Annotated in this window: 16 protein-coding genes and 1 pseudogene; 6 read left to right on the top strand and 11 right to left on the bottom strand. The window is 68.8% G+C overall.

The genetic code is table 11. The features are described 5' to 3' along the window. Nucleotides 1–162: 162 nt before the first annotated feature. A complete protein-coding gene (locus MRBLAR12_RS10630) occupies nucleotides 163–1,311 on the bottom strand; it encodes a YlbL family protein (protein ID WP_229995989.1) in 1,149 nt (382 codons plus the stop codon). 257 nt (nucleotides 1,312–1,568) lie between these two features. Here MRBLAR12_RS10630 and MRBLAR12_RS10625 point away from each other — a divergent pair, with 257 nt between their 5' ends. Further along, nucleotides 1,569–3,083, top strand: coding sequence for a zinc-dependent metalloprotease (locus MRBLAR12_RS10625; RefSeq protein ID WP_364745797.1), 1,515 nt, complete (start codon nucleotides 1,569–1,571; stop codon nucleotides 3,081–3,083). 7 nt (nucleotides 3,084–3,090) lie between these two features. On the opposite strand, the gene MRBLAR12_RS10620 is transcribed toward MRBLAR12_RS10625, so the two are convergent. From MRBLAR12_RS10620 to nudC, 3 genes are all read right to left on the bottom strand, one after another. Beyond that, a complete protein-coding gene (locus MRBLAR12_RS10620) occupies nucleotides 3,091–3,732 on the bottom strand; it encodes a M48 family metallopeptidase (protein ID WP_229994147.1) in 642 nt (213 codons plus the stop codon). A 29-nt stretch (nucleotides 3,733–3,761) separates the two neighbouring features. Next, a complete protein-coding gene (locus tag MRBLAR12_RS10615; protein WP_364746008.1) occupies nucleotides 3,762–5,900 on the bottom strand; it encodes an ATP-dependent DNA helicase UvrD2 in 2,139 nt (712 codons plus the stop codon). Nucleotides 5,901–6,040: 140 nt separating this feature from the next. Further along, the gene (gene nudC, locus MRBLAR12_RS10610) at nucleotides 6,041–7,120 is read right to left on the bottom strand and encodes an NAD(+) diphosphatase (RefSeq protein WP_414645493.1); all 1,080 of its coding nucleotides are present in this window, start codon (nucleotides 7,118–7,120) and stop codon (nucleotides 6,041–6,043) included. 176 nt (nucleotides 7,121–7,296) lie between these two features. Between nudC and MRBLAR12_RS10605 the strand changes: the two are divergent. Further along, a pseudogene (locus MRBLAR12_RS10605) lies at nucleotides 7,297–8,248 on the top strand (macrolide 2'-phosphotransferase); the annotation flags it as partial. 732 nt (nucleotides 8,249–8,980) lie between these two features. On the opposite strand, the gene MRBLAR12_RS10600 reads toward MRBLAR12_RS10605, so the two are convergent. The 3 genes from MRBLAR12_RS10600 to MRBLAR12_RS10590 form a co-directional block, all read right to left on the bottom strand. Further along, nucleotides 8,981–12,604: an ATP-dependent helicase gene (locus tag MRBLAR12_RS10600; protein ID WP_364745794.1), complete on the bottom strand. Its 3,624-nt coding sequence runs from the start codon at nucleotides 12,602–12,604 to the stop codon at nucleotides 8,981–8,983. Continuing rightward, entirely contained in the window at nucleotides 12,601–15,897 is a 3,297-nt protein-coding gene (locus MRBLAR12_RS10595) for an ATP-dependent helicase (protein ID WP_229994175.1), read from the bottom strand. The genes MRBLAR12_RS10600 and MRBLAR12_RS10595 overlap by 4 nt, the downstream gene beginning before the upstream one ends. A 113-nt stretch (nucleotides 15,898–16,010) precedes the next feature. After that, nucleotides 16,011–16,427 (bottom strand): MGMT family protein, encoded by a 417-nt coding sequence (locus tag MRBLAR12_RS10590; protein WP_229994149.1) that lies wholly within the window; start codon nucleotides 16,425–16,427, stop codon nucleotides 16,011–16,013. A gap of 97 nt (nucleotides 16,428–16,524) precedes the next feature. Between MRBLAR12_RS10590 and MRBLAR12_RS10585 the strand changes: the two genes are divergently transcribed. The 4 genes from MRBLAR12_RS10585 to MRBLAR12_RS10570 all read left to right on the top strand — a co-directional run bounded on the left by MRBLAR12_RS10585 (nucleotide 16,525) and on the right by MRBLAR12_RS10570 (nucleotide 20,098). Further along, nucleotides 16,525–17,235 carry a 3'-5' exonuclease gene (locus MRBLAR12_RS10585; RefSeq protein ID WP_229994150.1) on the top strand — a complete coding sequence of 237 codons (711 nt, stop codon included), beginning with the start codon at nucleotides 16,525–16,527 and terminating at the stop codon, nucleotides 17,233–17,235. A gap of 425 nt (nucleotides 17,236–17,660) precedes the next feature. Beyond that, entirely contained in the window at nucleotides 17,661–18,596 is a 936-nt protein-coding gene (locus tag MRBLAR12_RS10580; protein WP_229994176.1) for an ABC transporter substrate-binding protein, read from the top strand. A gap of 3 nt (nucleotides 18,597–18,599) precedes the next feature. Further along, entirely contained in the window at nucleotides 18,600–19,364 is a 765-nt protein-coding gene (locus tag MRBLAR12_RS10575) for an amino acid ABC transporter permease (RefSeq protein ID WP_229994151.1), read from the top strand. Next, on the top strand, nucleotides 19,361–20,098 hold the full coding sequence (locus MRBLAR12_RS10570; RefSeq protein WP_364745790.1) for an amino acid ABC transporter ATP-binding protein: 738 nt from the start codon (nucleotides 19,361–19,363) through the stop codon (nucleotides 20,096–20,098). The genes MRBLAR12_RS10575 and MRBLAR12_RS10570 overlap by 4 nt, the downstream gene beginning before the upstream one ends. Nucleotides 20,099–20,170: 72 nt before the next feature. Here the strand turns inward: MRBLAR12_RS10570 and hemL are convergent, their stop codons facing one another. From hemL to MRBLAR12_RS10550, 4 genes are read right to left on the bottom strand one after another with little or no spacing between them, the layout of a single operon-like run. After that, the gene (hemL, locus tag MRBLAR12_RS10565) at nucleotides 20,171–21,502 is read right to left on the bottom strand and encodes a glutamate-1-semialdehyde 2,1-aminomutase (protein ID WP_229994153.1); all 1,332 of its coding nucleotides are present in this window, start codon (nucleotides 21,500–21,502) and stop codon (nucleotides 20,171–20,173) included. Between the two features lie 13 nt (nucleotides 21,503–21,515). Further along, complete coding sequence (locus tag MRBLAR12_RS10560; RefSeq protein WP_364745787.1) at nucleotides 21,516–22,604, bottom strand: LLM class flavin-dependent oxidoreductase; 1,089 nt, start codon at nucleotides 22,602–22,604, stop codon at nucleotides 21,516–21,518. Next, nucleotides 22,601–23,584, bottom strand: coding sequence for a porphobilinogen synthase (gene hemB / locus MRBLAR12_RS10555; protein ID WP_364745785.1), 984 nt, complete (start codon nucleotides 23,582–23,584; stop codon nucleotides 22,601–22,603). The genes MRBLAR12_RS10560 and hemB overlap by 4 nt, the downstream gene beginning before the upstream one ends. Then, on the bottom strand, nucleotides 23,581–24,558 hold the full coding sequence (locus tag MRBLAR12_RS10550; protein ID WP_364745782.1) for a uroporphyrinogen-III synthase: 978 nt from the start codon (nucleotides 24,556–24,558) through the stop codon (nucleotides 23,581–23,583). Before MRBLAR12_RS10550 ends, hemB begins: the two co-directional genes overlap by 4 nt. Between the last annotated feature and the right edge of the window lie 2 nt (nucleotides 24,559–24,560).

Genomic DNA, 24,560 nt, shown 5'->3' with positions numbered 1-24,560 from the left:
CTGTGACTCAGTCGGGCGGCTAAGTGCCGGTATTGCAGGGTTTGATGCATTCTAACGGCCGCCGCTGCCGTTCCGTCAGGGCCCTGCAGCAGGGTCCCCGCGGGACGGCGGCGGCCGTCATTAGTGCCACGAGTGGGGAGGGCGCTTAGTTCCGCGGTCAGTCTAGTTGCTGGAACAGACCGGAAGGCCCGATGTGTCGCCGCCTGACGCGGCCAGTTCAACCGCTTTGCGGGCCTCGGTGAGGTTCTCCACCCGGACCACCTGCAGGCCGTCGGGGATGTGGCCCAGGACGTCGTCGCAGTTGGCTGCCGGGGCCAGGAACAACGTGGCCCCGCCGGACCGCGCCCCCTGCATTTTCTGGGCGATCCCGCCGATGGGTCCCACGGCACCGTCCGGGGTGATGGTTCCGGTTCCCGCGACGTGCTTGCCGCCGGTCAGGTCGCCCGGGGTGACGGTGTCAATGATGCCAAGCGCGAACATCATGCCCGCGCTGGGGCCGCCGACTTTGTCGAGGGAGATGGTGACGTTGAACGGGAAGGTGAACTTGTACTGCAGCAAGACGCCGAGGATGAAGCGGCCCGCGCTGTTTTTGGCCGGAGTGATGGTGACAGGCACCCGGCCGCCGGCGCGTTCCACAATGACCTTGACGGGCTTGCCGTTGCCGGCGGCCAGTTCCGCCTGGACGACGCCGAGGGCCGTGATGGGCTTGTCATTGATGGAGACCAGGACGTCCCCTGCCTGCAGCAGCCCCGTCGAGGCGGAGTCGTCCGGGAGGCCGGCCACCTGCAGTTTCTGCCCGAACGGAATATTCAGTTCCTTCAGTGCCGAGGCGACGGCGTTCTCCTGGGAGGTGGTCATCGCCGTCGCGCTCTCCTGCTGGGACTGCTCCTTGGTGACGCCGGTCGGGAACAGCAGCTCCTGCGGGTAGACGGCCTTGGTCCCGTTGAGCCATGCCGAAAACGCCTCGAGGACGCTGACGGGACCGTTGGGACCGCCGTCGACATAGACCGTGGTGAGGTCCAGGCTGCCTTTGGCGGGAAACGTCTCATGGCCGCTGACGCTGATGACCGGTTTGCCGTTGTCCTGGCCGATTGTGTTGAAGGTGGGTCCGGGAGACTCGATCACGTAGGGCACCGGCAGGCTCACCGCAGTGATGCCCAGGGCAACGGCCAGCAGCCCCGAGACCAGCATGGCTGATGACCGGTTGTTGCGCTTGCGCCGCACGCCCATGCCGGCCAGCCGCGCCCTCCTGCCCCGGACAGGGCCGGCCGCTGGGTCGCTGGCGGGCTGCTCACCTTGGGTGACTGTCATTGAACGACCTCTCCGTGCCGGCACGAGGGCCGGCGGCCCCGGCAGGACAAGCCTGAAAGGACACCGCGACCACGCACCAGGGCCGCAGCCAAACCCGAGGCTGCCGCGTGCAAATATTCCAACTTCCAAGCCTACGCGCTTGGCACCCCGGACCGCTCTTTGCCTACAGCGAACGTGGCGCGGTTTCGGCAGACAGCCGCTCTTGCCGAGGGGTACCGTGAAGTTGAGAAGCAGCCACACCGACGATCGGCGGGATCATGACCTCCAACCCACTCAATCCGTCCAATGGCGACGAGGAACCCAAGGATCCCTTGGCCGAAATGCTCAAGAACCTGATGGGCGGGGCGGGCATGGGCAATATCGACCCCGCCGAACTCGCCAAGGCCGCCGGCCTCCCGGACGATCCAAACCTCCTTGCCCAGATGTTCTCCCAAGTGCAGGCGATGATGAGCGCCCCCTCGGAGGGGCCCGTGAACTGGCAACTGGCGCATGAGAACGCCCGGCGGGTTGCGGCGAGCGGATCCGATCCCTCGGTCACCGCCCAGCAGTCGCGGGAGGTCGATGAGGCCCTCCGGCTGGCCGAACTCTGGCTCGACCAGGTCACCGGGCTTCCGGCCACGGGGCTGATCGGCCGGGCGTGGTCCCGTGCCGAGTGGGTCGAGGAAACCCTCGGCACGTGGAAGCGGCTGACCGAGCCCGTCGCCAACAGCATTGCCAATGCGCTCTCCGCCGCCATGACCGAGCAGATGCCCGAGGAAATGAAGTCCATGATGGGCGGCGCCTCCTCGATGATCCAGAACATGGGCGGGGCGATCTTCGGCATGCAGCTTGGCCAGGCGATCGGCGCACTCTCGGCCGAGGTGGTCAGCTCGACGGACATCGGTGTGCCCCTGGCAGACCTCGAAATGGCACTCCTGCCGGCCAACGTGGCGAAGTTCGGTGAGGGCCTCAGCCTGCCGGAGAACGACATCCGCCTGTTCCTCGCCGTGCGCGAGGCGGCCCACGCCCGCCTCTTCGTCCAGGTCCCCTGGCTGCGCGGGCATCTGCTCGGCGCGATCGAGGCCTACGCCCGCGGTATCCACATCGACACGTCCAAGATCGAAGAACTCGCACGGGAGATCGATCCCAGCAACCCCGAGGGCATCCAGGAGGCGCTCTCGCAAGGTGTCTTCATGCCGCAGCGCACACCTGCCCAGGAGCAGGCCCTCGAAAAACTGGAGACGGCCCTTGCCCTGGTGGAGGGCTGGGTGGACGAACTTTCTTGGGGAGCGACCGAGAAGCTGCTGCCCTCCGCCGCTGCGTTGCGCGAAACCGTCCGGCGGCGCCGGGCCACAGGCGGTCCCGCGGAGCACGCGTTCTCCTCTTTGGTGGGCCTCGAACTGCGGCCGCGCCGGCTCCGCGAGGCCGCCGCGCTCTGGGCTTTGCTCAAGGACGAGCGTGGCGTGGAGGGCCGCGACGCCGTTTGGCAGCACCCCGACCTGCTGCCCACGGCAGAGGACCTGGAAGATCCACAGGGCTTCAGCGAACGCCGGAAACTCGCCGAGGCCAGCGACAGCGAAGTGGATGACGCCCTGCAGAAGCTGCTCAGCGGAGGCTTTGACGAACCCGCGGGCACCGAGGCCACGGACGCCGGGAGCACCGACACCGGGGGCACCGCTAAGTCCGACGACGGTGCGGAGCCCACCGGGTCCGGCCAGGAACCGGCGGCCGACGACGACCGTCCGGCCAACGACGGGGACCGTCCGGAGGACGGCGGCAAACCGAAGGCCTAGCCGAAAGCTAAGGGGCCCCGGCCGGGATTTCGATTCCGTCCGGGGCTTCGTCGTATCCGCCGGGCGCCAGGCCGCGCGAGGTCGCGAACGAGACCCCGTCCAGGAAGGCCTTGGCGCGCTCCGTCTCCGGGTATGCCGCCAGCAGCCGCCAGAATGCGGCATCGTGGCCGGCCACCAGGAGGTGAGCGAGTTCGTGCAGCAGCACATAGTCGATTACCCATTGCGGCATGGGCTGCAGCTTCGCCGAGAGCCGGATGGTTCCTTCGGACGGTGTCGCCGAACCCCAGCGCGAATTCTGATTGGTGACCCAGCGGACCGAGGAGGGCACCGCCCTGCCGCCAAGGTACTTCGCCGACAGCTCGGCGGCGTGGGCGGCAAGCTCGGCATCACTGCGGGGGCGCCGCCGGCCGGAACCCCGCGCGCCCCGGGCCCCTTGGAGCCGCAGTTTTTCAAGCATGCGGTGAACCCATTCCCGTTCCTGGGCCCTGCTGAAGGAGGCGGGGATGGCGACGACGGCGGTGCCGTCTTCCCAGAACGCGGCGACCGTGCGTCGTCGGCGGGCGGACCGGCGCACCAGCACCGGGGCGCCGTCGGCAGTGGTCAGCGGTATGGCCGCCGGAACCGCGCCGGAACCCCCGGCACCGGACATCACTGAACCGGAACCCCCTGCACCGGACATCACTGAACCGCGCTTTCGGCCAGGACCGTCAGGACGGCCTCACCGTACTTCTCCAGTTTGGACGGGCCCACGCCGGCGAGTTGGGCCAACTGTTCCAGCGATTCGGGGCGAGCCTCGGCGATGGCGGTCAGGGTGGCATCGGTGAACACGACAAAGGCCGGAACGTCCGCCTCGAGGGCCACGTCCTTCCGCCATTGCCTCAGCGCGTCGAATGTCTGTTCCTCGTAACTGGGCGGGCACTGGTTGCAGCGCCCCACCTTCCGCTCGGCGCCGCTGGAGAGCATGCTGCCGCAGACCCGGCACGACGCCGGGACGGCCGCCTTCCGGCGCGGCGCCGGCCCCTTGCCCCTCAGCTGGGAGCTGGCCACCGAGTCGGGGCGCAGGCCATCCAGGAAGCGTGAGGGCTTCCGGTTGGACCGCCCGCCCGGTGTCCGGGCAGTGGACCAGGACAGGAACAGGTGTTCGCGGGCGCGGGTGATGCCCACGTACAGGAGCCGGCGTTCCTCGTCGACCGCTTCCGGAGTGTCCGCGAACGAGATCGGCACGAGTCCCTCGCTCAGCCCGACCAGGAACACGGCGTCCCATTCCAGTCCCTTGGCGGCGTGCAGGGATGCCAGGGTGACGCCCTGGACGGTCGGTGCATGCTGGGCCAGAGACCGTTCCTGGAGCTCGTTGACGAAATCCGGGAGTGAAAATTGCGGGCCCCTGGTGATCACGAGTTCGTCGGCCAGCGCCACGAGGGCGGCCAGCGATTCCCAGCGCTCCCGGGTCGCGCCCCCGCTGTGCGGCGCCGCGTCCGTGTAGCCCAGGGAGGCGACGATGTCGCGGACAAGCTGCCCGAGTGGCTCGGGCGTGGCGGTTTCGGCCACTGCCCGGGTGGCGGCCCGGAGCTGAAGGATGGCGTCCCGGACCTCCTTACGCGCGAAGAACCGCTCGCCTCCGCGCAGCTGGTACCCGATCCCTGCCGAGGCCAGCGCTTGTTCGTAGGCTTCAGACTGTCCGTTGGTGCGGAAGAGTACGGCGACCTGGCTCGCCGGTGTTCCGGCGTCGAGGAGTTCGCGGATCCGCGCGGCGACCGTGGCGGCTTCCGCCTCGTCATCCGAACATTCGGTGAACCGCGGCGCCGGGCCTGCCGGCCGCTGCGCCACGAGCTGCAGCGGTGTGGCCCAGGCGGCGTCCGCCACGGGGCCGCCGCTGCGCCGGCCCCCGAGGAGGTCGTTGGCGAGCCTGACAACCTGGGGCGTGGACCGGTAATCCCGGATCAGCTTGACGACGTGGGCCTCGGGATACATGGCTTTGAAGCCAAGCAGGTGCTTCGGGGAGGCGCCGGTGAAAGAGTAAATGGTCTGGCTGGCGTCGCCCACGACGCAGAGCTCGTCGCGGCCGCCGAGCCACAGCTCCAGGAGCCGCTGCTGCAGCGGCGAGACGTCCTGATACTCGTCGACGACGAAGTGCCGGTACTGTTCGCGGACGGTCGCCGCCACTTTCGGGTCCTCCTGCAGGATGCCTACGGTGATCAGCAGCACGTCCTCGAAGTCGATGACGTTGCGGTCGGTTTTGACGTCCTCATAGGACTGGAAGACCCGCGCCACGGCCGTCAGGTCGAAGCCGCCCGGAGTGCCGCGGCCCTGGGCATTTTCCAGATAGTTCGCCGGGGTCAGCATGGACACCTTGGCCCACTCGATTTCGGAGGCGAGATCGCGGATGGAGGCGCGGTCCGTGCTGAGCCGGAGCCGCCTGGCGGCCTCGGCGATCATCTGTGCCTTGTGGTCCAGCAGGTTGGGCAAAGTGCCGCCGACCGCCTGCGGCCAGAAGAACTGCAACTGGCGCAGCGCCGCGGCGTGAAAGGTGCGGGCCTGAACGTTGCCGACTCCGAGGTCACGGAGCCGGCTGCGCATCTCGGCGGCAGCCCGGGCCGTGAAGGTGACGGCCAGGAGCCGTTGCGGGCTGTACACCCCTGAGTGCACGCCGTAGGCGATCCGGTGCGTGATGGCGCGGGTTTTGCCGGTGCCGGCTCCGGCCAGCACGCACATGGGCCCCTGGAGGGTGCTGGCGACCTCGCGCTGCTCGGCGTCGAGTCCGCCGAGGATCCGTTCCTCCAGCGATCGGGAGTCCGGTTCCCTCGCAACTTCGGACAGGGCATCGCCGGGTGTGGTACCGCCGGGTGTGGTGCCGCCGGACGGCTCCCCGCCGGGGATAGTGCTGAAATTCAATTTCTCTGTGGTCACTTTTGCTGCTCAGTCAGTAGTGGGTGTCCTGCGGATGGGGGCAGGCCGGGTCAGGCGCTGTCCGCGGCGTCCTCAATGACGCCGCCGTACCAGTGTTCGATGAGGGACCGGGCGATGGAGAGCCTGCTGGAAATGACGATCTCGCCGCTGAGGACCGCGTCCTGCAGTTCGCTCCGGCTGAACCAGCGCGCCCTGGTGACCTCGACGCCGTCGGGCCGGACTTCGGTGTCCGGTGTGGTGGCCGTGAAACCGAGCATCAGGGAGGCGGGGAACGGCCACGACTGCGATCCGAGGTACTGGGAGGCGGTGACGCGGACCCCGACTTCCTCGCCGATCTCGCGCTGCACCGCCTGTTCAAGCGACTCCCCCGGCTCTACGAAGCCGGCGAGGGTCGAGTAGTTCCGCGCGTCGAGCGGGCCCCCTCCACCCAGCAGCAGCCTCCCGTCGGGACCCACCACGGTCACGATGATGGCCGGATCCGTCCGGGGGAAGTGCTCGGAGTTATCGGCCGGGCAGCGCCGGACCCAGCCGCCGGCTTCCGGCTGCGTGGGGGTGCCGCAGCGGGGGCAATGCGTGTGGGTGGCGTGCCAGTTGGCGATGGCACTGGCCTCGACGAACAGTGCCGTGTCCGTGGCGTTCAAGCGTGCCGCGACTTCGCGGAAACCCGCCCACTGCGCATCGCTGGGGATGCCGGCCACGTGGGCCTCGAACTCCTCGGCCCGGACTTCGAACTGGAGCGGCAGGACGAACAGGACGAGTTCGGTGCCGGCGTCGAGGTCCGAACCTGCCAGGGCGGAACCGAGGTAGATCACGTGTTCCGGAGCGTACGGGGTGTTCGCCAAGTGCCCGGCGAGCTCTGCCGCGTCCAGGAGAACGAGGCTGCTGTCGCTGACGAGGGCCTGCCGGCCGGAGAGAACCATGGCCTGCGCCGAGCCTGAACCCACCAGCTCCGCCAGCATTCCGGGTTTCACGCGTGCCGCGGATCCGCGGTCGACCAGGGCCGGGCGCACGGGAAGGACCGTGTCCATCAGGTGGTTTGCCGGCAGAACCTGCACCGGCGGTGCCGCAGCGTCGGGTGCCGAGGATTCGGAGGGGGTTTGCTCTGATGTAGCTGACTCCGCAAGACTCATGTACCCACCGTACTGACTCGGGCAGACAATTGACATTTGCCGCCCACGCCGCCGCGCGCTCCACGGCGTGTGCGGGACAGGCCGTTTGCGGGGGTTTTCGCCCTCATTTAGTCCCTATCTCAAGACTCGCCGGAGTGCATCGCCGTCTTGGGCGCCGCTCAATCTACCGTGGAAGGGTGAGAAGGAAACCTATCGAACTGGCAGCTGTAGCAACAGCGGCGGTGCCCGGCCTGACCCCGACCGCCGTCAGCTCTGCGCCCGACGATCCGGCGGACTTCGACGCAGCCCTCCTGCTGGACTCCGAGGGCAAGCGTTGGCGTGTCCGCTCCCCCCGGCACGCCGAAGCCAGCGCCCGGCTGGAAACCGAATTCCTGGTTCTGCGGGCCTTTGCTCCCGGCATCCGGGCCGAGCTGCCGTTCCTGATGCCCACTGTGGCGGGAACTGTCCGGCAGGGCCAGCTCAGCACGTTTGTCTACTCGCACCTGGCCGGCGCCACCCGCTCCTTGGACGACCTCAGCAGCGGCTCCCCCGCCGTGGCCCGCGAAATCGGGGCGGCATTGGCCGCGATCCATGACCTCCCGCGGTCAATTGTGAGCAATGCCGATCTGCCCAGCTACACGCCCAACGAATTCCGCCAGCGGCGCCTCAATGAACTGGACCAGGCCGCCACGACCGGAAAAATCCCGCCGCTGCTGCTGCGGCGCTGGGAACACGCCATGGAAGACGTCTCCCTCTGGCGCTTCAATCCCTGTGTCGTTCACGGCGACCTCCACGAGGACAACCTGCTGGTCGACGGTGACCGGGTGACCGCCGTGACGGGCTGGACCGACCTGCGCATCGGCGACCCGGCGGATGACATGGCCTGGCTGGTCGCCTCGAACGAACTGGACTTTGTGAACGCGGTCCTGGATCACTACACCTCCAGCCGGCGCGATGTTCCCGATGCCCACCTGCTGCGGCGGGCTGCGCTGTCCGCCGAATTCGCCCTGGCGCAGTATCTGGTCAAGGGCATGGCCGCCGGCAACCAGGACATGATCGACGAGGCAGAGTCCATGCTCGCCACTCTGGCCGACGACGTCGCCGAACACGGCGGCCAGCCCATCAGCGTGGAACCGCTGCCGCAGCCGGTCGCGGCCCCCGAACCCGGCGCAGAACAAGCCAGTGCAGGTGCCGATGCCGATGCGCCGACGGCGACGCCCGCGGCTTCGGCCGCGCCGGCACTTCCGGCCAATCCGGCCAGCGGTGCGCCGCCCGCCGTCAGCAAGGTCACGCTGCTGCCCATGGAGCCGGTACCCGGTACCGGTCCGGCTGATGATGCTTCTGCTGAAATCAGTGTCAGGCCCGCCGTGCACGTCACGCCGATCCCGCGGGAGGCGGAGGCTGACGCCCCGACGGCCGTCGTACAGCCGGTCGCAGACACGGAAACACCCGAGGGCACAGCCGCGGACGCCGACGCCGGGCCGGTCGCCGGATCCGCGCCCAGCATCCCCGAGGCCCCCCGGAGCCCCGGCTCAGCCGATGCATCGGCTGCCGACGAGGCTGATGACACGCAGGACGATGCCCGGCAGGCAGGGGTCCCGGATTCCGACGCAGGTGAGGCCGGGCAAAGCGACGCTGAGACTGCGGTTCCCGCCGCCGAGGACACGTCGACGCAATCGATCGCCGTCTTGCAGCCGGATTCCGCAGTCCAGCCGGATTCCGCAGTCCAGCCGAAGTCCGCAGTCCAGGCGGAATCCGCAGTGGAGCCCGGCGCTCGTGACAACACGTCGACCGCCGCCATCACGGTGGTCGACACCACGTCCCGCTAGAACCCCCTGCTGGGCGAGTTCCGGCAAGCGCGATCCGGCCGGAAGAATCCGCCTAGGCGCCCCTCGCCGCTGCTGTCCTCCCCAGCGCGGCCGCCACGATTTCCTCAAGCTTTTCCGCTGATCCGAGGTCGTGCGGACGGACCACCTGGTTGTCGGCCACGTAGTAGAAGGCGGCCCGGACGTCCTCCAATGGGATCCCTTTGAGCCGGGCCCAGGCCAGGCGGTAGACGGCGAGCTGGACTGCCTTCACCTTCAGCTGGGCCGCCGAGGGGCGGCGACCGGTCTTCCAGTCCACAAGGTCCCAGCCGCCGTCGGCGTCACGGAACACGGCGTCGATCCTGCCCCGGACCACGACGTCGCCGATCCGTGTCTCGACCGGGACTTCGACATGGGCGGGGGCGCGGTGCGCCCACTCGGACTGGCGGAAAGTTTCCACCATGGAATCCAGGCCGTAGGCCTCGTCGATGTGGTCGTCAGCGCCGGCAGCCTCACCAAAGTCCAGCATCCCGGCGGCGCCGAAGTATTCCTCCACCCAGGCGTGGAAGGCCGTGCCCTTGCGGGCCGACATCCCCGGTTCGCGCGGGACCGGCCTGCGGAGGCGGGCCACGACGGAGCCTGCGTCATCTTCCAGGTCGACCAGAGTGGACGCCGAGATATGGCCCGGCAGATGCACGTCCTGGACCACTGAACGCCGGGAGCGGCGTTCCAGCAAGGTGGCCGCTTCGCTTGCCCATCCGGCCGCAGGGCCGCGCAGGACTGGCCGCCGTCCGCCGTCTCCACCGGCGTGCGCCGGGGCCGCAGCCGAGTCACTGTCCACGTGGCTGTCCGGGCCGGCGTCCATTGCCTGCAGGACGCGGGCTGCGGCGGATTCCATGGCCGCACGCCGGCCCGGGACAAGCCGCAGCCGTTTCCCTGTCCGGGGGTCATGCGGCCCCTCGAGGGGATCGTAGGGCCAGGCGGCGACTTCGAGTTCAGAGGTCAAGGGGCTATCCGCGGGCAGCGCGTCCTCGCTGACGGACAGCGGGTGGATTTCGGCTGCGCCGTCGGCGGTGAGGCCCTCCAGCCCGGAAAGAAAGGGTGACATCTCGGCCAAACCGGCCCGGGATCCCACCCACGCGGCACTTGAAATCCAGAGCACGTGTTTCGCACGGGTGTACGCCACGTAGGCCAGGCGCCGTTCCTCGGCTTCGCCGTGCGCCTGGACGGCAGATTTGAAGTCCTTCTCCGCGTCGAGCCAGCCTTTCTGGTCCGGCTGGTCGAGGTCCCATTGGGGCAAATCGGCGCGATCGCCGCGCAACGGCCACGGCAATGCCGCACTGCCGCTGCTCCACCGCGAGTCCCGGCTGCTGGGGAACGCTCCGGCGTTGAGCCCGGGAACGAACACGACATCCCATTCCAGCCCCTTGGACGCATGCACGGTCAGGAGCTGGACGGCCTCGTGGTTCACCTCCGGCGCTGCGGCATCGAGGCCGTTTTCCTCGGCCGCCGCGGCTTCAAGCCAGGCGAGGAACGCCAGGACGTCGACCCGGTGGGAGGTGTGCAGGAACCCGGCCGCTGCGTCCTGGAAGGCGTCCAGGTTGCGTCGGGCCTGATGGATGCTGATCCCGGGCCGCGCGGCAACTTCGATGTCCAGGAGCATCGCCCGTTCGACTTCGCCCAGCAAGGTGGTGAGATCGTCGCCCATGTAGCTGCGCAGCTGCCGGAGCTCGTCAGAGAGCCGCTGCAGCCGGCCGCGGGCCTCCGGGCTCAGCCTGCGGCCGTGCGCCGAGGTCCAGCCGTCGCGGGGCAGCCAGTCCAGGGCCTCGACCAGGCTGGCGGAATCCGTGATGTCGCCTTCAATCACTGCGTCATCGATCGTATCCTCGTCGGCACGCCCGGCGTCGTCGCCGTCCAGGCCGCCAGGGCGGCCCCGACGGCGGGCCAGGAAACTGGACCAGTCCCGCAGCGCCATCAGGTCCGCCGGGCCGATCCGCCACCGCGCGCCGGCCAGCAGGCGCATGAGGGAGTCCGAGCGGCCGGGGTCGGCCAGGACTCGGAGCGTGGCCACAAGATCGATGATTTCCGGTGTGTCCAACAGCCCGCCGAGCCCGACGATTTCATAGGGAATGCCCCGGACTTCGAATTCGCGGCGAATGCATTCCATTTGTGCCCGCCGCCGGCAGAGGACGGCCATGGCCGGCGGAACCGGGTCGGCGGGCTGCGCGGCGTCGAAGTCCGTCACGCGGAATTTCAGCACGTCTCCGGCGATCGCCGCGGCCTCGGATTCGTCCGTGGCGAACCGTCCCATCACGACCCTGCCCTCGACGGCGGCCGGGCTGGGCTGCAATGGCGGTACCTCGACGGCATCGGCAGTTTCCCGGGCACCGGCGGTCCCAAGGTTCGCCGCCGCCTTGCTCAGAGGAGCCGAAATGAGGTTGGCCGTGGCCAGGATGTTGCGCCCGTTGCGCCACGCGGTGGTCAAATACGAGGTCGGCGCCACGGCGAAGCGCCGGGCCGGGCCGGCCGGACCGCTTTCCTGGCCCCCGCCGGTTTCCTGGTCCCCGCCGGTTTCCTGGTCTCCGCCGCTGCTGTGGGCGGTGCCGTCGCCGCTGACGAGGACCGGGAATTCACGGACGAAGTGGAAAAGTTGCCCGGCGGAGGCTCCCCGGAATCCGTAGATGGACTGGTTCGGGTCCCCCACCGCGGTGACGGCATGGCCGTCACCGAAGAGCCGGGAGAACAGCACCAACTGGGCGTGCGAGGTGTCCTGGAACTCATCGAGCAGCACTACCTTGTAGCGTTGCCGTTCCGTTTGGGCGGCGACCGGAATCTCGTTGGCCACCCGGGCCGCCAGGGCCACGAGGTCGCCGAAGTCCAGGGCGCCGCGGGCGCGCTTCACCGCGGAGTAGCGGCCCACCATGTCCGCGACGCTGGCGCGGGTGCGCAGCATCGCGCTGAGCTCGCCCGCCGCCTGGGTGGGGTTCTTCTTGGCCTCTGCGACGTACGGCAGCGATTCGTACGCGGCGACCCGTTCCAGCAGCCAGCCACGGACCTCGGCCGGGTCCTGCAGGTGCTCCGCGCATTCTCCTGCCAGCTGGATCACGGCCTTGACGAGCGTCGATTTGGCGGACCGGAAGTGTTCGTAGTCCCCGTCAAAGGCTTCCACGACCTCGCTGGCGAGCTGGAACGACTGGGCGCCGCCGAGCAACACGACGTCGCGTTCGACGCCGAGGCGGAGGCCATAGTCGGACACGATGCCGCTCGCGTACGAGTGGTAGGTGGAGACCTTGGGTTCGAGCGCGTCCGTGCTCAGCAGCCCGGCCGGGAAGACAGTGTTCCCGGTGTCGGCCGCCGCGATGCGCGTCAGGGCGGCCAGCTTGGCCCGGATCCGCGAGGCGAGTTCACCGGCGGCCTTACGCGTGAAGGTGACGCCGAGGACCTCCTCCGGCCGGACCCAGCCGTTGGCAACGAGCCAGACCACCCGGTCCGCCATGGTGGCGGTCTTCCCCGAGCCCGCGCCGGCGATCACGAGCCGCGGCGTGAGGGGCGAGGAAATGATCAGGGACTGTTCGGCAGTGGGGCTGTTCTTCTCCCCCAGCAGTGCCGACAGCTCCTCCGGGCTGAACCGCGGTGCGGGAAGGGGATTCGGTGCCGGATGCAGGCCGGCCGGGCCGGTCGCCGGCGCCTCGGGGGTCATTCAGTAACCTGCTTTCCCCGCACGCACAGCGGGCACACTTCAGGGAGCCGGCAGCCGTGGCCGCCGTGGCCTCCCTTGGACGGATCGTGGCGGGCCTGAAAAACACTGCCGGACATCACACGGGCGGCGTCGCCGACCATCTCCAGCGCCCAGTTGTCCTGCGGGTCCAGTGGGGCCTGGGCTTGGATGCCGGGGCTCTTGGTTGTGGTGCCCAGCTGGGCCAGGACGGCCCCGCCTGGCAGCGGCGGCGGCCCGTCGTCGGGACCTGCAAAGCCCCCGGCCAGCACGGCGGCCTGATAGGCGCCCAGCTGCGGGTGGCGGTCCAGATCCGCCTTGCCGGGCTGGCGCTTGCCGGTCTTGAGGTCGATGATCACCAGCCGGCCCTCGGCGTCGATCTCGAGCCTGTCGACTTGGCCCCGCAGCACGGCGGGCCGCGCCGGTCCGAGGCTCCCGCCGTCGCCGGGTTCGGAGGCGGGTCCGGCGGTGGTCTCCGCCGGAACGTCCGGCAGTTTGACTTCAAAGTCCTGTTCGACGCCGATCAGGCTCCGGCCCTCGCTGCGCATCACGAGGACATACTGGGCGAGCTTGCGGACCATGGACTCGGCACGCTGGAAGTCCAGCTTGCCCTCCCAGTTGTCCTTCATCCCCAGTGTGGGCCAGCGCCGGACGAGTTCCGCGACGTATTCGCTTCCCGAGGCGTCCGGGAGGTCCTGCGCGATGGCGTGGACCAGAGTTCCCAGGCTGCGGGCAAAATCCGTCGCGGCTTCTCCGCCGGCGGCCTGGACAAACCAGTCCAGCGGCGATTTCTGCACGGTTTCGACCTTCGAGGGCGACACGAACACGGTACCGCCCGGCGGAACAACCGGCTCCTCCGAGGACAACTCGGCCAGTCCCCACCAGCTCGCGGGGTGTGCGCCCGGAACCGGCGGCTCAGTTGTGGCCAGGGCTCCCAGCACGGCCGCGGCTTCGGCCGACTCCGCAGCCTTGGGGTCGAGCTGGGCGTACTGGCGCAGTTCCGCCACCAGCGCCCGGAGGGTCAGCGGACGCTCGACCGGCGTAAAGCCCCGGCGGTCCTGCCCCGGCCGCAGCGGCGCCACATAGTCCAGGAACGAGGACGGCTGCTCATCCTCCGAGGACACGGCAGTGCAGATCAGCACCTCGCGGGCGCGGGACACCGCGGTGGAAAAGCTTCGGAGTTCGTCATAGCGGATTTCGCGCAGCCGGCTCTGCGGATCCAGTCGCAGGGCATATTCCACACCGTGTTCGACAGCGTCGGCGAACAAAGTGCTGCCGAGCAGTTCGCCGCGCAGCCGGGTGTTGGGCCACACGCCTTCCTGCAGTCCCGGCACGATCACCACAGGCCACTCCCGGCCGGCGGCGCTGGCAGGGGTCATGAGTTCCACCGCGTCCTCCAGCTGCGCCCGGGCGGCCAGGGTATCCATGGGCAGTTCCTGGCTCAGCAGGTATTCAAGGAATTGCTCGGGGCCGGAGCCGGGCAGCTGGTCGACAAAGCGTTCCGCGGTATGGAAAAGCGCCATCATGGCATCGAGGTCACGGTCGGCCCTGGCACCGGCCGACCCTCCGGCGAGGGCGGCCTCGGTCCAGCGGGAGGCAAGGCCGGTGGAATGCCAGAGCGCCCAAAGCACCGTCTCGGCGTTCCCTCCTGGGGCCTCGGCGGCGTCCTGCCCCGCCCGGATCATCCGGGCGATCCGGCGGGCCGAGTGCCCCTCGATGCCCAGCGTTGCCAGCGCCCCGGGCTCCAGCAGAGCTTCGACCAGGAGGGCGTCGCTGGTGCGTCCGCCGCCGCCCAGGAGTTCCTCCCGGCGCAGCGACTGCCGCAGCCTCCGCAATTCAATCGACGTGGCGCCCCCTATCCGGGACGTCAGCAAGGACACGGCCGACTCGGGCGTGAGCGCGGCGGGGTCCAGGGCCACCGCATAGGCATCCAGCAGTGGACGGACCGCGACCTCGTCCCGGACGGCGGATTCGGCGACGGGAATCCGGACCGGAATCCCCTGGCCGGCCAAGTACCGCTGCAGCTGGCTGAGCTGGCCGCCGTTGCGCACGATCACGGCAATGTCCCCAAGTTCCCGGGCGTCGTTCAGCTGTGCTTCGAGGATCCGCTGCGCCACGTACCGCAGTTCGTGGACCGGGGACGGCAGCAGGTGGGCCTCGACCGCCCCAGGGCGGCCGGCGGCGCGGGGCGCCCCGTCCGGCGTCGGGAGCTCAGATCCCGGCGCCGGGACCGGTTCAGGTTGTTCGAGCCGGCGTGCGGACTGTCCGCCGGACCTGCGGGAGATGCGCCCGGCCACCGACAGCCATGCCTCTGCCACGTCCGGGGCATGCCGATGCGCCGTCCACAGGGGACGCTCCAGGATCACTGCGTCAGGGGCCAGGAGGCGGGGAAGCTCCGCCACGAGATCCGGGCGCGCCCCGCGGAAGCCCTGAACCACAGTGTCCGGCGAGGCAGTGATGATGGCGTCCTTGCCGGCGGCGATGTCCGCCAGCAATTCGAAGACCGCGGGGTTCGCCTCCTGGATGTCGTCCACCAGAATCAGTTGCAGGCGGTCACGCTCGGCGGCGAGGAAATCCGGTGAGTCCTGGAAGATCTGGCGTGCGGCAGTGATGATGCCGGCGGGGTCAAAGGCCTCGGGCATGCGCAGGTCCAGGACGTCGCGGTACTCGGAGTAGAGTGCGGCCGCCGGAATCCAGTCGGGCCGGTTGCACTGCCGGGCCAACGCCACGAGGTCCTCGGCCGTCCGCCCGGATTCGATGATCCGGTCAAAGAGCTGGCGCACTTCCTGGCGGAAACCGCGGGTCTGCAGGGCAGCGTCCAGGTCCTCCGGCCACGGCAGTTCGAGGCCGGGCAGCGCATGGCCCTCCAGCAGCTCCTTGATGATCAGGTCCTGTTCCGGGCCGGAGAGCAGCTTCGGCTGGCGCGGCAGCGGCAGGAGGCCTTCTGCCTTGGCACGCCGGATCAGATCGAAGGCATATGACGCCCAGGTCCGCGCCGGCGTCGTGCTCAGGCTCCGGTCCAAGCGGGCCGTGAAGCGGTCGCGGAGCGTGTCCGCGGCGAGCCTTCCGGGAGCCAGGATGAGCATCCGCTCCGGGTCCAGGCCGTCCCGGAGAGTGCGGCGGACGGCAGCCTCGACGAGGACCGTCGATTTACCGGTGCCGGGTGCTCCTGGCACCAGGACGGGGCCGGAGCCGGACGGAACCTCGACGGCGCCGAGCTGGTCCAGCGACAGCACCGGGACCGCGCTGTGGTGGGTCCGGGGCGGCAGCAGGCGCAGTCCTGCAGACTGAGACTTTGCCTGCTGAAACTGTGCCTGCTCTGACTCTGCCTGTTCAAACTCTGCCTGTTTAATCTCTGCCTGTTCAAACTTCTGGCCGTGGCTGGGGGTACTCACACAGTCATTTCATCATCGGGTACCGACAATTTATGCGACTCCCGCTCGAGCCGCTCCGCGATGGCGTCGATCCGGTCGAAGTCGGCGTCGGTGGGCGCCCACCGGCCGGAGGCCAGGTCAACGCGCCAGCGTCCCTCGCCGGTCCGGAGGAAGTCGTCATAACGACCCAGCAGCGGGGTCCCCTCCTGGAGATAGAGGGCCAAGGCCTCGTGCTCGAGGCCGGGAGGCGCGTCCCCGCTGGACTTCAGGACGCGCCACCAGGGCACGCTGCTGCCATGGTGGCTCATGACCGAACCGACCTGGCGCGGGCCGCCGGAGCCGAGGAGTTCCGCAACGTCGCCATAGGCCACCGCAGTACCGGCCGGGATCAACGCCACGAGCTCCAGCACCGCCTCCACATACTCCGTCCGCATCGGTCCAGCCTAGCCGTTCCGGACGCTGGACCCGATCCCGGACGGCACGCGGGCACGGCGGTCAAGAACTGTCGGAGGCAGCAGGTAGCGTTGACGCATGAGCACTTGGAACAGCCTTCCCCGCGCAGCCTTCGACCTCGAAACAACGGGCCGCAACTCCCGCTCGGCACGGATCGTCACGGCGTCGGTCACAGTGGTGGACTCCGTCGGCGGAGTGATCAAGGAACACGAATGGCTAGCCGATCCGGGCGTTGAGATTCCCACCGAGGCCAGCGATATCCACGGCGTCACTACCGAGCAAGCCCGCCGCGAAGGCCGCCCGGCCGCCGAGGTGACGCGCGAACTCGCCGCCGTGCTGCAGGAGCTGTTCGACGCCGACGTTCCCGTCATCGCTTTCAACGCCAGCTACGACTTCACCGTGCTCGCGGCAGAGTCGGCCCGGTACGGCGTCCCGCAGTTGAGCCGCTTCCCGGTCCTGGACCCTTACATCATGAACAAGCAGGTGGACCGCTACCGCAAGGGCAAGCGCACGCTCACCGCCCTGTGTGAGGAATACGGCGTCAGCCTGGACAATGCCCACACCTCCGCTGCCGACGCCCTGGCAACCTTGCGCATGCTCGACGCCATGGCCGGCAAATTCCCCAAGCTCAGGATGCCGGCGAGCCACCTGCACCAGCTCCAGGTCGAATGGGCCTCGGCCCAGGCCGCGGATTTCCAGAGCTACCTGCGCAAAACGAAGCCAGCCGCCGTGATCGAAGGCGACTGGCCCGTCCTGCCGCCCGAGGACGCCAGCCGCGGCGACTTCTAGGATTTCCGGACGCCGGGACAACTGGACGCCGGGGCTCCTTGACGTCCGGAGCAGGGTGCGGGAGCACTTCTTAAAACGAAACGTTCGCCCTTGGAACGGCTTAACTAGACCCCCGCTGCACGTAAATCCAGCAATTGCGACGGAGCTCACACTGCCCGGGGCTTCCAACTGCCGGGTGCTCCTTTGCCGATGATTCCGCAGCCCCGTGCCGCCGCTGCCAGGATCACGGCCGATCACCCGGAATCCTGAAGATACTTCGTGAAACGCTTGCGCCAGCCCTGATTCGTTCGGATTGAATGGGCGTCCACGTCGGATGACACAATTATCTTTCGCGGTGTGCCTGCTCCACCCGGCGCCCAAATCAGCGGCCGGGGGCCCGATGAGCCTCCCGCGACCCTCTGAATTCAGACGAAAGTGATTGCGTGATGAAAAGCAAAGCCTTGAAGTGGCTGACAACCGTTCCCGTGGCCCTCGCCGTGGCGGTCTCCCTTGCAGCGTGCGGCGGCGGGTCGGCGCAGACAACGGCCTCACCCTCCGATGCCCTCCAGGGCAGCGACCAGAAATCCCTGGACAAATACACCACCAAGGACGTCACTCCCCTGGACAAGATTGACAAGTCCAAGCTCGGCCTGATCAGTGAGGGAACCCTGACTGTCGGAACGCTTTCGGACGCCCCGCCGAACATCTACATCGACGAGTCCGGCAAGTTCACCGGCTACGACAACGAGCTCCTGCGTGCCATTGCGGACAAGCTGGGCCTCAAGGTGGAGTTCAAGGCGACCGGCTTCGCGTCGCTGCTCGCCCAGGTCCAGAACAAGCAGTTCGACCTCGGGTCCTCCTCGATTTCCACCACTGACGCCCGCCGCGAGACCGTGGGCTTCACCAACGGCTACGACTTCGGCTACATGGCCGTGGTGGCGAAGAAGGACTCCAACATCAAAGGCTTCAAGGACCTGACTAAGGACACCCGCATCGCCGTAGTCCAGGGCACCGTGCAGGATGACTACGTCACCAACACGCTCCAGATCGAGCCGGTCCGCTTCGAGGACTACAACACCGCCTACGCCAACTTGAAGAACGGCCAGGTCGACGCCTGGGTCGCACCGTCGCAGCAGGCCACCGGCCAGGTCAAGGAAGGCGACGGCACCGTCATCGCCGAGTCGGTTGTGAACACCCAGAACTTCACCGCGTACGCCGTGAACAAGGAAAACCAGCCGCTCATTGACGCGCTGAACTCCGGCCTCGACGCCGTGATTGCCGACGGCACCTGGTCCAAGCTGACCAAGGAATGGTACCCGGACCGCGAGACCCCGGCCACGTGGTCCCCGGGCTCCAAGGCCGTCACCGTTCCGAAGTCCTAGTCCATGGATGCACTCGATCAACTCGTAAAGACCTTCTTTGACTGGGAGGCGATGGCGGCCGTCCTGCCGAACATGATCATGTTCGGCCTGCGGAACACCCTGATCCTGGCGGTCTCCTCGGGTGTGCTCGGGTGCATCCTGGGCATGGTCCTGGCCGTCATGGGCACATCCCGGAGCACTGCGCTGCGGGTGCTCTCCCGAATCTACACGGATGTGTTCCGCGGCGTTCCCGCCATTGTGGTCATCCTGCTGATCGGCCTCGGGCTCGGACCCATAGTCCGGGCACTGACCGGATCCACAAACCCGTTCCCGCTCGCCATCTTCGCCCTGACCCTCATGGCGGCGGCCTACATCGGCGAGATCTTCCGCTCGGGCATCCAGAGCGTGGAAAAGGGCCAGCTCGAGGCCTCCCGCGCCCTGGGATTCAGCTACAGCTCATCCATGCGCCTCGTGGTGATTCCGCAGGGCATCCGGCGGGTGCTCCCGGCCCTGGTCAACCAGTTCATCACGCTGATCAAGGACTCCTCCCTGATCTATCTGCTGGGCCTCCTCGCAAGCGAGCGTGAGATCTTCCGGATCGGTAACGATGCCGCCGCCAACACGGGGAACCTGTCGCCGTTGGTTGCCGCGGCCTTCATGTACCTCATCCTGACCGTTCCGCTGACCCACTTGGTCAACTACATCGACAAGCGCCTGCGTACCGGCCGTCCGGAGAAACGGCAGCCGGACGACGCCGCGGCCCTGATCGGGAAGGGAGCTCAGGCATGAGCGAATTCGCCTCCGGCTCACTGACCGGCAAGAATCTTCACCTGTCCTTCGGCTCAAACCATGTCCTCCGCGGCATCGACCTGCACGTCGCGACGGGCACCACCGCCTCGGTGATCGGCCCCTCCGGCTCAGGGAAGTCCACGCTGCTGCGGGTCATGAACCGCCTGATCGAACCGGACCAGGGCGACATCCTGCTCGATGGCCGCTCGGTCCTGAAGGACAACCCGGACGAGCTGCGCCAGCGGATCGGCATGGTGTTCCAGCAGTTCAACCTGTTCCCGCACAAGACCGTGGTGGACAACGTCTCGCTGGCGCTGCGGAAGCTGCGCAAGCTGCCGGCCGAGCAGGCCCGGGCCGAGGCGCTCGAGCAGCTCGACCTGGTGGGGCTCAAGCACAAGGCCGACGCGCGTCCTGCCAACCTCTCCGGCGGCCAGCAGCAGCGCGTCGCCATTGCCCGCGCCCTGGCCATGAAGCCGGAGGTGATGTTCTTCGACGAGGCCACTTCCGCCCTCGATCCGGAGCTCGTCAAGGGTGTGCTGGCGCTGATGGCCGACCTCGCCAAGGGCGGCATGACCATGGTGGTGGTGACCCACGAGATGGGCTTCTCCCGCAACGTCTCGGACACCGTGACCTTCATGGACGCCGGCGTCGTTGTCGAGTCCGGTCCGCCGGAACAAATCTTCACCAGCCCGCGGACTGAACGGCTGCAGGGGTTCCTCGCGGACGTTCTGTAGTTCGCCGGCCGCGGCATTAACGACTGATGGCACCCGCCGCGGCGGGTGCCATCAGTCGTTTAAGGGCTCAGGCTACGCCGTGGCGCCGGCTGCCGCCTTCGCCGCGGCCGGCAGGGCATCGAAGATCCGGTTCATCGCAGTGTCGTCGTGCGCGGCGGAGAGGAACCAGGCTTCGAAGACCGACGGCGGCAGGTAGACGCCGGAGTCCAGCATGGAGTGGAAGAACGGGGCATAGCGGAACACTTCCTGGCCCTGGGCGTCCTCGTAGTTGTGGACACCCCGGGCGCCCGTGCCGAACGCCACGGAGAACAGGTTGCCCGCGCGCTGGATGGAGTGGTCCACGCCGGCCGCGTCGAGGGCGGAGGACAGCGCCGCGGAGAGTTCCAGCGAGCGGGCGTCCACGAACGCATAGACCTCGGGGGTCGCGTGCGTGAGGGTCGCGACCCCGGCGGCCATGGCGACCGGGTTCCCGGACAGGGTCCCGGCCTGGTAGACGGGTCCCAGGGGCGCCAGGTAGTCCATGACCTCCGCGCGTCCGGCGAGGGCCGCCGTCGGCATGCCGCCGCCAATCACCTTCCCGAACGTCAGCAGGTCCGGGGTCCACGGCTCGGCGGCGTCGGCGGCCCCGCCGGTGAGGCCCCAGTAGCCGGAGTAGCCGGTGCGGAAGCCGGTCAGGACCTCGTCGAGGATCAGCAGGGCGCCGTGCTCGCGGGTGATCCGGGACAGGCCGGCGTTGAAGCCGTCGCCGGGGGTGACCACGCCCATGTTGGCGGGAGCGGCTTCGGTGATGACGGCGGCAATGCTGTCACCGTGCTTGGCGAAGGCGGCTTCGACGGCGTCGAGGTCGTTGTAAGGCAGCACGAGGGTCTCGGCGGCAGTAGCGGCGGTGACGCCGGCCGAGCCGGGCAGCGCGAGGGTCGCCAGGCCGGAGCCGGCGGCGGCGAGGAGGCCGTCGAGGTGGCCGTGGTAGCAGCCGGCGAACTTGATGATGAGGTTCCGCCCGGTGAAGCCGCGGGCCAGCCGGACGGCCGTCATGGTCGCCTCCGTGCCGGTGGACACCATCCGGACGCGCTCGGCGGCAGGGACGCGCTCCTTGACGATGGCGGCAAGGTTCGCCTCGTCCGGCGTGGAGGCGCCGAAGGACAGTCCGCGGTCGACGGCGGCGTGCACGGCGGCGAGGACGTCCGGGTGGGCGTGCCCCAGCAGCGCCGGGCCCCAGGAGCAGACGAGGTCGACGTAGTCGGCACCGTCGGCGTCGGTCAGGTAGGCACCCTTGGCGGACACCATGAACCGCGGCGTCCCGCCCACGGAACCGAAGGCGCGCACGGGTGAGTTCACGCCGCCCGGCATCAGCTGGCGGGCGCGGTCAAAGAGTTCCTCGTTGCGAGGCATGCTGGAAGTCATGGTTCCTATTCTTTCAGTTCGCGGCCAGCAGCGCGGCCACGCGGGGCGCCACGTCGGTGCCGAAAAGTTCGATGGAGCGCATCATCGCCGTGTGCGGCAGGGTGCCGTTGCTGTACTTGAGGTCAAAGCGGTCCACGCCCAGGTTCTTCTTGAGCAGGGCGATCTTCGCGGCCACGGTTTCGGGCGAGCCGACATAGAGGGCTCCCTCGGGCGTGCACATCGCGTCGAACTCGCCCCGGCTGGCCGGACCCCAGCCGCGTTCGGCCCCGATCCGGTTCCGCTGCTCGAGCCAGTGCGGGAAGAACTCCTCCCGGGCTTCCTCATCCGTCGCGGCAACGTGGCCGGGTGAATGCGTGGCCATCTGCTGCATCGGGTGCCCGTACTTTCCCATGGCCTCACGGTAGAGGTTGGCCAGCGGCGCGAAGGACCGCGGCTGGCCGCCGATGATCGCGAAGATGATCGGGTAGCCGTACTCGGCGCAGCGCAGCACCGATTCGGGGGTGCCGCCCACGCCGATCCAGGTCGGCAGCAGGTGGTGTTCCAGCGGCGGATAGACGCTCAGGCCGTTGATGGCCGGCCGGGTGCGTCCCTCCCAGTGGACCGGTTTCTGTGCCCGGACCTTGTCGAAGAGCTCAAGCTTTTCCTCGAAGAGGACCTCGTAGTCGGCCAGGTCGAGGCCGAAGAGCGGGAAGGATTCGATGAAGGACCCGCGGCCCAGCATGACCTCTGCCCGGCCGCCGGAGATGGCGTCCACGGTGGCGAAGCGCTGGAAGACCCGGATGGGGTCATCGGAGCTGAGCACTGTCACGGCGGAGCCGAGCCGGATGTTCTTGGTGCGGGCGGCCGCCGCGGCCAGGAAGACCTCCGGGGCCGAAACCGCGAAATCGCGGCGGTGGTGCTCCCCCACCGCGAAGGCGTGCAGGCCGATCTCGTCCGCAAGTTCGGCCTGTTCCAGGAGCTGCCGCAGCACCTGCGCGTGCGGAACGGGGTGGCCGTCCGGGAAGACGCCGACGTCACCGAAGGTGTTCAGGCCGAGGAGGATGCGGTTGGACCCCACCGGGGCAGTGGGCGTCGAGATCCGGGGCTCGGGGGCCGTGTTCACCGGGATTCCTTCAGCCAGCCGGCGAGCTCGCTCGCCCAGTAGGTCAGCACCATGTTGGCACCGGCGCGCTTGATGCCCAGGACGGACTCGGTGATGGCGGCACGGCGGTCGATCCAGCCGTTCTCGGCGGCGGCCTCGATCATCGAGTACTCGCCGGAAATTTGGTAGGCGGCCACGGGGACGGGGCTCATGGCGGCGACGTCGGCAAGGATGTCCAGGTAGCTCATGGCAGGCTTCACCATGACCATGTCGGCGCCTTCTGCCAGGTCCAGGTCGACCTCCAGGATCGCCTCCCGACGGTTCGCGGCGTCCATCTGGTAGGTGCGTCGGTCGCCGGTCAGCTGCGAGTCGACGGCTTCGCGGAACGGGCCGTAGAACGCGGAGGCATACTTCGCGGCGTAGGCCACAATGGCGGTGTTGGCGTGCCCGGCGTCCTCGAGGGCCTGTCGGATCACGGCGACCTGGCCGTCCATCATGCCCGAGGGGCCCAGGACGTGGGCGCCGGCCTCGGCCTGCGCGACCGCCATCTGGCCGTAGATTTCCAGGGTCGCATCGTTGTCGACGTAGCCGTTGGCGTCGAGGACGCCGCAGTGGCCGTGGTCGGTGAATTCGTCCAGGCACACGTCACTCATGACCACGAGTTCGTCGCCGACCTCGGCGCGGACGTCCCGGATGGCCTTGTTCAGCACACCGTCGGGGTCCAGGGAGGCCGTGCCGAGCGCGTCCCGGACTGCCGGGACGCCGAACAGCATGATGCCGCCGACGCCCAGCTGCACGGCCTCGGCCGCGGCGCGCCGGAGCGAATCGGTGGTGTGCTGCTGCACGCCGGGCATCGAGGCGATCGGGTTGGGCTCGCTCAGGCCTTCGCGGATGAAGGCCGGCAGGATGAGCTCCGAGGCCGAGAGCCGGTGTTCAGCGGTCAGCCGGCGCATGGCCGGGGTGGTGCGGAGCCGGCGTGGGCGGTGGGTCGGGAAGCTCATGTGGTGTCCTTTGCTGAGGGCTCTGCGACTGACGGATGAGGTGAAGAGTGCTGGTGGTCCAGGGACCGGACGACGGCGGCAACCAGGCCGGACGCCGTAGGCTCCTGGGCGACGGCGGCGACGGTGAGTCCGAGTGAGGCCGCCTCGGCCGCCGTCGAGCGTCCGATGGCGACGAAACGGCAGTTGCCCAGCGGGGCGAGGTCCGCGTGGATGCGGCGGACTGCGCTGGGCGAGGCGGCGACGACGGCGTGCAGCCGGCCGGCACCGATTTCCGCTTTCGCCTCGGCCACCGTGAGCACGGTGGGCGGCGGCGCGTCCTGCCCTGCGGGACCGGTCCCGTGCGGCGAGGTCTGCGGCGACGTCTGCGGTGAGGCCGGTGCAGACGCGGGCAGGGCCCGGCGCGGATCGGCCGGATAGTCGACCGTGTTGTAGGCGGTGACGGCCTGGACAGCCGCACCGCGGGCCTCGAGGCCCTTGCGCAGCCGCGGGTCGGCAATGTCCGCCTGGGGCAGGAGCACGCTGCCTTGGTTCTGGGGCCAGATGTCGAGCAGACCCGTTCCGGACTGCTGGCCTGTGGGGGCAAGGTCGACGCTGATGCCCCGGGATTCCAGGAAGCTGCGGGTCGCCGGGCCGATCGTGGCCACGAGAATGCTGCCGGGCAGCCAGCTGCTGAGGGAGGCGCCGCGTTCGGCCGCCTTCGCCTCAAGAGCCTGGACGGTGGTCACACTGCTGATCACGAGCCACGTGTAGGCCCCGGCGCCGAGGGCGTCGAAGGCGACGTCGAGGGAGTGCTGGTCACTGGCCTGCTCGAAGTCGATCAGCGGCAGGAGCAAGGGCTCGGCACCGACACGGCGGAGGGCCGTGACGAGCTCCCCCGCCCGGTCCGGGCTGCGGGCTACCAGCACACGGGCACCGTCCGGCACCCTCATGCCCGGTGTTCCGCCCGTGTGGTGATGGTCGCTGTGCCGTCCCATGA

The organism is Arthrobacter sp. LAR12-1-1.1 (genome assembly GCF_040676555.1).
In the GTDB taxonomy this organism is placed as follows: Bacteria; Actinomycetota; Actinomycetes; order Actinomycetales; family Micrococcaceae; genus Arthrobacter.
Note: the sequence above shows the minus strand (reverse complement) of the source record. Positions and strands in the feature narration are given on the sequence as shown.

Excerpts from the sequence above, each read along its gene's own strand:
- MRBLAR12_RS10630 (WP_229995989.1), bottom strand. The coding sequence starts at position 1,311 with ATGACAGTCACCCAAGGTGAGCAGCCCGCCAGCGACCCAGCGGCCGGC.
- MRBLAR12_RS10625 (WP_364745797.1), top strand. The coding sequence starts at position 1,569 with ATGACCTCCAACCCACTCAATCCGTCCAATGGCGACGAGGAACCCAAG.
- MRBLAR12_RS10620 (WP_229994147.1), bottom strand. The coding sequence starts at position 3,732 with ATGTCCGGTGCCGGGGGTTCCGGCGCGGTTCCGGCGGCCATACCGCTG.
- nudC (WP_414645493.1), bottom strand. The coding sequence starts at position 7,120 with ATGAGTCTTGCGGAGTCAGCTACATCAGAGCAAACCCCCTCCGAATCC.
- MRBLAR12_RS10600 (WP_364745794.1), bottom strand. The coding sequence starts at position 12,604 with ATGACCCCCGAGGCGCCGGCGACCGGCCCGGCCGGCCTGCATCCGGCA.
- MRBLAR12_RS10590 (WP_229994149.1), bottom strand. The coding sequence starts at position 16,427 with ATGCGGACGGAGTATGTGGAGGCGGTGCTGGAGCTCGTGGCGTTGATC.
- MRBLAR12_RS10585 (WP_229994150.1), top strand. The coding sequence starts at position 16,525 with ATGAGCACTTGGAACAGCCTTCCCCGCGCAGCCTTCGACCTCGAAACA.
- MRBLAR12_RS10580 (WP_229994176.1), top strand. The coding sequence starts at position 17,661 with ATGAAAAGCAAAGCCTTGAAGTGGCTGACAACCGTTCCCGTGGCCCTC.
- MRBLAR12_RS10575 (WP_229994151.1), top strand. The coding sequence starts at position 18,600 with ATGGATGCACTCGATCAACTCGTAAAGACCTTCTTTGACTGGGAGGCG.
- MRBLAR12_RS10570 (WP_364745790.1), top strand. The coding sequence starts at position 19,361 with ATGAGCGAATTCGCCTCCGGCTCACTGACCGGCAAGAATCTTCACCTG.
- hemL (WP_229994153.1), bottom strand. The coding sequence starts at position 21,502 with ATGACTTCCAGCATGCCTCGCAACGAGGAACTCTTTGACCGCGCCCGC.
- hemB (WP_364745785.1), bottom strand. The coding sequence starts at position 23,584 with ATGAGCTTCCCGACCCACCGCCCACGCCGGCTCCGCACCACCCCGGCC.
- MRBLAR12_RS10550 (WP_364745782.1), bottom strand. The coding sequence starts at position 24,558 with ATGGGACGGCACAGCGACCATCACCACACGGGCGGAACACCGGGCATG.